Source organism: Rhizobacter sp. P1_G5 (genome assembly GCF_056405435.1).
The window spans coordinates 1-6,650 of record NZ_JBFUCB010000327.1; the positions used below are offsets into that span (position 1 = coordinate 1).

General features: G+C 69.4%; 5 protein-coding genes. All 5 read right to left on the reverse strand.

From position 1 onward, the window contains the following. A partial coding sequence (locus AC1D12_RS20625) for a C1 family peptidase (RefSeq protein ID WP_477842524.1) occupies nucleotides 1-1,396 on the reverse strand: 1,396 nt, incomplete at its 3' end. A 95-nt stretch (nucleotides 1,397-1,491) separates the two neighbouring features. After that, entirely contained in the window at nucleotides 1,492-2,328 is an 837-nt protein-coding gene (locus AC1D12_RS20630; RefSeq protein WP_477827607.1) for a hypothetical protein, read from the reverse strand. Nucleotides 2,329-2,489: 161 nt separating this feature from the next. After that, on the reverse strand, nucleotides 2,490-4,334 hold the full coding sequence (locus tag AC1D12_RS20635) for a protein kinase domain-containing protein (RefSeq protein ID WP_477842526.1): 1,845 nt from the start codon (nucleotides 4,332-4,334) through the stop codon (nucleotides 2,490-2,492). Then, nucleotides 4,331-5,065, reverse strand: a complete 735-nt coding sequence (gene tagF, locus AC1D12_RS20640; protein WP_082004388.1) for a type VI secretion system-associated protein TagF — start codon at nucleotides 5,063-5,065, stop codon at nucleotides 4,331-4,333. Before tagF ends, AC1D12_RS20635 begins: the two co-directional genes overlap by 4 nt. Then, nucleotides 5,047-6,650 (reverse strand): type VI secretion system membrane subunit TssM (tssM, locus tag AC1D12_RS20645; protein WP_477842528.1); only part of this gene is annotated, 1,604 nt, incomplete at its 5' end. The genes tagF and tssM, both read right to left, overlap by 19 nt.

Here is a 6,650-nt window from a genome sequence, read left to right on the forward strand (position 1 = left end):
GCTTCATCTCGCCCCAGATGCGCGTGCCGGGACGCGACAGCACGCGCTCCAGCCGCTCGTTCCACCAGGCCGCCATCGACGAGCCGGCGGCGGTGCTGCGCGGCACGTCGCGGATCGCATCATCGATGCAGTTCAGCGCACTCGTGAAGAAATCCGTCTCCCACATCAGGAAGATCGGAAAGATCTTCTGCTCGTACAGCATCGGGATCCACTGCGCCGCGATGTCGGCCGCGGCAGACTCGCCGACCAGGCCGCCGTGCGCAAAGATGCAGACGTCGACCACGCCGTCCTGCAGCCCCCATTGCTTGCGCGCCTGCGCGAGCTGCACGTCGACGATCGCGCGCACGTCGTCGGGCCGGGTGCGGAATACGCCGCTGTTGCTCAGCGCGCCGTTGTTGCCCATGTTGACGATGAACGGCGACAGCTCGCGGTTGCGCAGCACCTCGCTCGCCGCGAGCGCGACACGGCCGGCCGCGTCGGTGCGCAGGCTGATCGATTTCGAGATCGCGGTGTGGTCCTGCGTCACCACGCCGAGCTGCGCGACCCAGCAGTCCATCGCGTTGGCGATCCAGTCGTCGTAGCTCAGGATCGCATAGCCGTACGAGCCCCAGTCGGTGCCCCAGGAGTTCTGGATCAGGAAGCCGCGCTCGTTGTAGCCGACGATCGCGAACGCGTGGCCGGAATGCCGCGCGTGGCCGCCCTTCACCGGGATCTCCCAGATTCCCTTGCGCGGCTCGCTGAACGAGGTCGGCCGCTTCTTCAGCGCGGTGAGTTCGATGCCGTCGTCCCAGCCCGAGTGGCAGCCGGCGCTCGCATACAGGATGCCCACCTCGTTCAGCGCGGCATGCATGTCGGTGATCGCCTTGTGGTCGATGCGGTAGTAGGCGCCGAGCGGGCGCTTCACCGCATCGAACCACCAGTCGTCGGCCAGGCTCTTGCTGGCCGCCGGCATCTCGAGCCCGGGGAACAGCGGCTCGCGGCAGGCGCCGTGCTTGAACCAGCCCTTCATCGCACCGCGCAGGCTGGAGCCCTTGTCTTCGGACGAGCCCGGGTACTCGTCGTAGCGGCGCGCCATCGAGTACAGCATGTAGGGCGAGATGGCAGGCTTTCGTTCACGGCCCGAGGCCAGCAACAGGTGCTCGACGACCAGCGACAGCGCGAAGCCGGTGCAGGCCATCGTGTCGCCCTGGTACTTGACCGGCAGCCCGTGCTTCGGGAACAGCGTCGGTGGCGGCGCGCTGCCGATGGACGGGCGGTAGGGCCGGTCGCGCACGTCGATCTCGTCGGGGCGCGCGACGCGCATGAACGGCGAGTTCTTCGGCAGTGGGTCGGCGGTGGGGCGGCGCGGTTTCGCCGCCTTCGTTGCGCTCGCGACCTTCACCGTTCGTGCTGCCATGAAGCCTCCCCATCGATTCGATGTGCTTGTCGGATGCGCATTGGACCGCGTCAGGGCACGGGCCGCAAGCCTTCAACGTGAGGAGACCGGCATCGCTACTTGAGCTGGTAGCAGCCAGGCGTTTCGATGAACATCTCCGATCCGAGCTTGTAGCGCAACCCGCCGTATGAATACCGGATGCGACTCGCTGTCGACTGGCTCGCTGCCTCGATGGCAGCCTTGCGCACCGGCCGACTTCGCCTCTCCAGCAAGCTGTCGAAAATCAGGTACTCGCGTTCGGTGAGATAGGCAGGAATTTCCGACATTCCCCGCGGCGCCACCAGCACCGCATGCTGCTCGGGCCATACCGTGAAAGGCCCCACCCTGCGCACATCGCCATCCAGCACCTCGGCCGGCAACCTCAGCCTGTAGCCGCCATCCATGTTCTCGATGGCATTCTGCGGCAGCAACTGACGCGCGGAATTCACGCATTGCATCAAGTCGCGCCCGCATTGTTTCCTGAAGGCTTCCACCGTCACCAGCCGCCCCCGGGCACGACCCAGCCATTGCAGCACCAGCGTCACATGGGCTGCTGCACGAACGCTGCTGCCGTCCTCCCTGAAGATCTCACCCGACTGCGGCTCGAGCTGGGTGCCGAGTCCCAGCGGCAGCCGTTGAACGGCTGAAGTCTTCAACGCCTTGTGCGCGGGCGGAGTCGGCTGAACCCCGTCATCTCGATTGCGCAAGCGCTTGAGCTGTGCCCCCCGATCCACCGGATCGTGCCAACCCACCCAGGCCTCGGGTCGGCGCTCGGCGCCCACCAGGCGGCTCACTGCGCACTGCGCTTTCGCCCCCGCCTTCACGTCACTCACCCGATCCGGCAATCCCTTTGCAGCAGGTGTCCCCTCCAGCGCTGCGCGCCGGATCCCGCCGGGCCTGATTCGCAATTCCATGATGACCGTCCTTCCCGTAGTGTTAACAGGCCCTGGGCATGAGTCACGCCGGATCCGGAACAGTTCAACGAAGGCAGACCAGCGCCTCCAGTTTCCTGAGCTTCCTGGCCATCGCAGGAACGCTCAACGCCGGCAGAGCCCGCAGCGCGCGATCGGCCGAGCTACCGCTTCACCTCGTCGATCACCAGCAGCGTCGCGCCGTAGCTGCCATCGCACGGCGACTCGCCGGCGTCGCACACCGGCTTGCCGGCGAACGGGCTGTCGCCCGGCTGGCGTGCCGCCCACAGCTGCTCGGCGAGCCCGAGGTCGATCTCGGGGATCTGGTCGCCGGCCTTCTTGACGCCGATGCCGGTCATGTCGCGCGGCTTGCGCGACACCATCGCGACGATGTGGTCGGTGCCCGGCGGCCCGCCGGCAGTGATGTGCCAGCCGGCGCGCGGCAGCACGACCTCGCGGTTCAGCTCGATGCGGTTGTTCTTGTCGAGCTCGTTCGGGAACAGCAGGTAGAAGTGGGCCTTGTCGGTGCCGGCCAGGAACACGTACAGGTAGCCGGCCTCCGACGACTTGACGCGGAACTGCAGCCGGTCGCTGCCGATGCGCAGCTGCGACTTGTCGGCCAGTGCGTTGACGCCCAGCACCGGGTCGGCGTGGCGCACGATGTCCTGCAGCGCGGTGACCAGGCCGAACGGCACGGCTGGCGGCGGCGCGGGGGCGACGGCCGGTGCCGGTGACGGCGCCGTGGCAGTCGTCACCCCTGCGGTCGATGCGGACGGTGCCGCGGCCACGACGGCGGGCGCCGGTGCACGGCCGGCGAACCACCAGCCCGCCCCGGCCAGTGCGGCGACCACCAGCCCGGCCAGCGCATAGACACCGGCCCGCGACGGCGGCTTCGCATGCGGATCGGGCATCAGCTCGGCCGGCCGCGTCGATGGGGTGACCACCGTCGACGCGCCGAGGTCCGGCGGCACCGCCAACCCGCCGCGCGTCGAGCTGCCCAGCAGTTGCGACGGCGAATGCCCCAGCCCGTGCCCATGCCCACCCGGCAGCAMGGCCCGCAGCGCCGCCATGTCCTGCGGCCGGTCGTCCGGCTTCACCGCCAGCCCGGCATCGATGGCGGCCAGGAACTGCGGCGAATACCGCCCCGCCCCCGCCTGCACCGCCGGCTGCAGGTCGTCGGTGACGAGCCGGCTGACCGACGCGAGCGGCGCGCGCCCGGTGATCGAGGCATACAGCACCGCGCACAGCGCATACACATCGGTCCACGGCCCCTGGCGCATCGCCCTCGATTCGGCGTACTGCTCCACCGGCGCGTAGCCGGCCTTCAGGATCACCGTCAGCGCCTGCGTCGCATCGCCGATCACGCGCCGCGCGGCGCCGAAATCCAGCAGCACCGGCCGCATGCTCGCCGCGCCGCCGAACTGCGTGCTCTGCTGGTTCAGCAGCAGGATGTTGTCGGGCGCGATGTCGCGGTGGTAGCAGCGCTGGTGGTGCATCAGCTCCAGCGCGTCGATCAGCGGGTGCGCCACGCCGAGCAGCAGCGCCTCGTCGGGCCGGCCGTGCTCGATCAGCCACTGCTTCAGCGTCGGGCCTTCGTAGTACGGCATCACCATGTAGGCGGTGCCGTGCTGTTCCCAGAAGCGGTACACCTTGACCAGCGACGGGTGGTCGAACGCGGCCAGCAGCTGCGCCTCGTTGACGAAGCTGCGCAGACCCAGCTCGAAGGTCTCGCGATGGCGCGCCGAGCGCACCGAGACCTCGCACTGAGGGCCGCGCGTCGCGAGCGTCGCCGGCATGTACTCCTTCAGCGCGACCACGCGGCCGAGCTGGGTGTCGCGCGCCAGGTAGACGATGCCGAAGCCGCCTTCGCCGACCAGCCCCTCGACCACGTACTCCTGCAGCCGGAAGCCGTTCGGCAGCGAGTTGCCGCCGTCGAGCGGCGCATCGGTCTTGACGACCGTGCGCTCGTCGTCCGGCGTGAAGCTGGGTCCGTCGGTCGAGTCGCTCACCAGCGCCCCTCCAGCAGCTCCGAGAAGCAGTCCGGCGGCGGCAGCCCGGGCGCCACCGACAGGCTGTCGTCGGGCGCCGACGCATGGTCGGGCCACCACAGGCTGTGCCCGGTGTAGCGGCGCATCGCCTCGGCCACCACCAGCCCGTCGATCCATTGCGGCAGGCTCGCGGCGCCCGCATAGGTGTAGCGCAGCCGGCCCGGCATCGCGGTGGCAGCAGGCTCGACGCTGTGCCGCTCGGCCTGCCACGATGGCGCCCGCGCAAGCGCCGATTCAAAATCTTCGACCGTCGCGCCCGCCCCCAGCGTGCCGAGTGCGGCAGCACTCAGGTGCCGGTACCAGCCGTCCAGCGCCTGGATGCCCTCCAGCGTCTCCGGCAGGTCGTGCGCGGTCTGCGCGACCACCAGCGGGAAATAGCGGCCGACCTTGTCGACGCTCGGCATCAGCACGCCGGCCCACCATTCGCTGTCGATCACGCCGGGCGCCCAGGCGAAGCGCCAGATCGGCCCGGTCAGGTACACATCGAGGAACTGCGCGCCGAGCCGCGTGCGGCTCGCGTCCATGCCCTTCGACAGCCACGCATCGCAGGCATCGACGAACGGCTGCGGCAGCCGCCGGCTCGCGAAATCGCCCAGCATCGCGAGCTTGCCGAACCAGCCCGGCGCCTGCGTGCCGACGCCGCTGATGAACTGGTCGATGCTGAAGTCGTGGCTCACAGCTTGCCCGGGCATGAGAACTCTTGCAGCTCGGGCAAGCGGAACGGGTTGCGCACGCTGCTGGCGGTGACCAGGAACACCGCCTTGCGGTTGTCGATGTTGAAGGTCGCCTTGAAGCGCTCCGGCGCGCCGGCCGCCTCGACCTGCTGCTTGTCGAACAACCGGAACAGCGCCCACGGGCCTTCCCGGGTGTCGCCCGACAGGCCGCTCGCCGACACCGGCGTCAGCGCGACGCGCACCTGCGTGCTGCCGCGCGGCCCCGGCCACTGGATCGAGGCCGGGATCTGCGGGCCGTGCGCGTACTTGACGAGCTGGCCGTCGACGTCGAGCGTGAACTGCGTGATCGACGGGTCCATCTCCATCGGCTTGAAGTCGAGCCGCAGCCCCGGCGCGGTGCCGCCGCCGCGGAAGAAGGTGTCGCGGATCACCGCCGCATGCTGGAACTGCAGCAGCGTGGAACTGTCGGCACCCATCGATGCGCCGTCGATCTTCTTGAAGCTCCACGGCCGCGTCGAGGTGTCGACGAAGTTCACCAGGTTCTTCTGGAAGAACGCGTCGAACAGCCCGCCCGGCGCGAACACGCGGGCGAAGTCCTCCTGCGTCACGTCGCGGCTGCTGCCGCGCGCGAACGGGTAGCGCCCGCTGATGGCCTGGCGGCAGAACTCGCCGATCTCGGCATTGATCGAGTTGCCGATGTTGCTGCGCGTGATGTCGAGCGCCGCCTTGGTGCCGCTGACCGACAGCGTGTTCAGCAGCGAGCGGGTCGGCTCGGGCAACCGCGCGGCTTCGGCCTTCACCTTGTTCGGCACGTCCGACGGCGGCGGCACGTTGCCGCCCTTCACCGCGGTGTCGGCCGCGGTCAGCAGCGTGTAGACCTCGTTGATCAGCGCGATGGTCGAGTCGATCGGCGCGGCCTTGCCGTCGACTGCCCGCGTCTGCTGGCGCAACGCGACGAAGCGGTCGTCGACGATGCTCTCGATCCGCTGGCCGGGCCCGAGCGGCGTGGCCGGCGCCTGGTTGCCCAGCAGCCGCAGCAGTTCCTCGCGCGAGCGCTGGATCGCATCGCGCGCCTTGGTCTCGACCTTGGACGCCACGTCCTTGCTGTCGCCGAGCGTGGTCTCGCGCGACATCGCCTTCAGCAGCGGCACCAGCGGGTTGTCGGGCGCCGACAGCACGCGCGACATCTGCACCGCCTGCGACAGGTTGGCCGTCGGCAGCATCTTCACGTCGGCGATGAACTCCTCCCACACCGTGACGTAGTCGGTCAGGTACAGGCGGCGCACCTCGTCGGCGAGCTGCTGCTGCACGTCGAGCGAGCGCAGCGCGTTCTGGCGATTGCTGTCGTTGACGCCCAGCACCCAGCTCTCTTCATCGGCCAGCGTGCGCGCGACGCGCTCGACCTCGCGCTGGAAGCCCTTGTGATAGCCGTCGTAGGTGAAGAGCCCCGGCACGCCCTTGGTCAGCGGCTGGCCGCTCATGCGCGTGAACACCAGTCCCGCGCCGGCACCGGCCGCCTTCGCCACCGTGAACTCCGGGATGTCGGCGCCCACGCCCTGGCGCTTCAGCCGCCGGTACACGCGCTCGGTGAGCGGCGTCGCGA

What these genes read in the sequence shown, in the direction of transcription:
- tagF (WP_082004388.1), bottom strand. Translation starts at nt 5,065, where the DNA reads ATGCCCGGGCAAGCTGTGAGCCACGACTTCAGCATCGACCAGTTCATC.
- AC1D12_RS20630 (WP_477827607.1), bottom strand. Translation starts at nt 2,328, where the DNA reads ATGGAATTGCGAATCAGGCCCGGCGGGATCCGGCGCGCAGCGCTGGAG.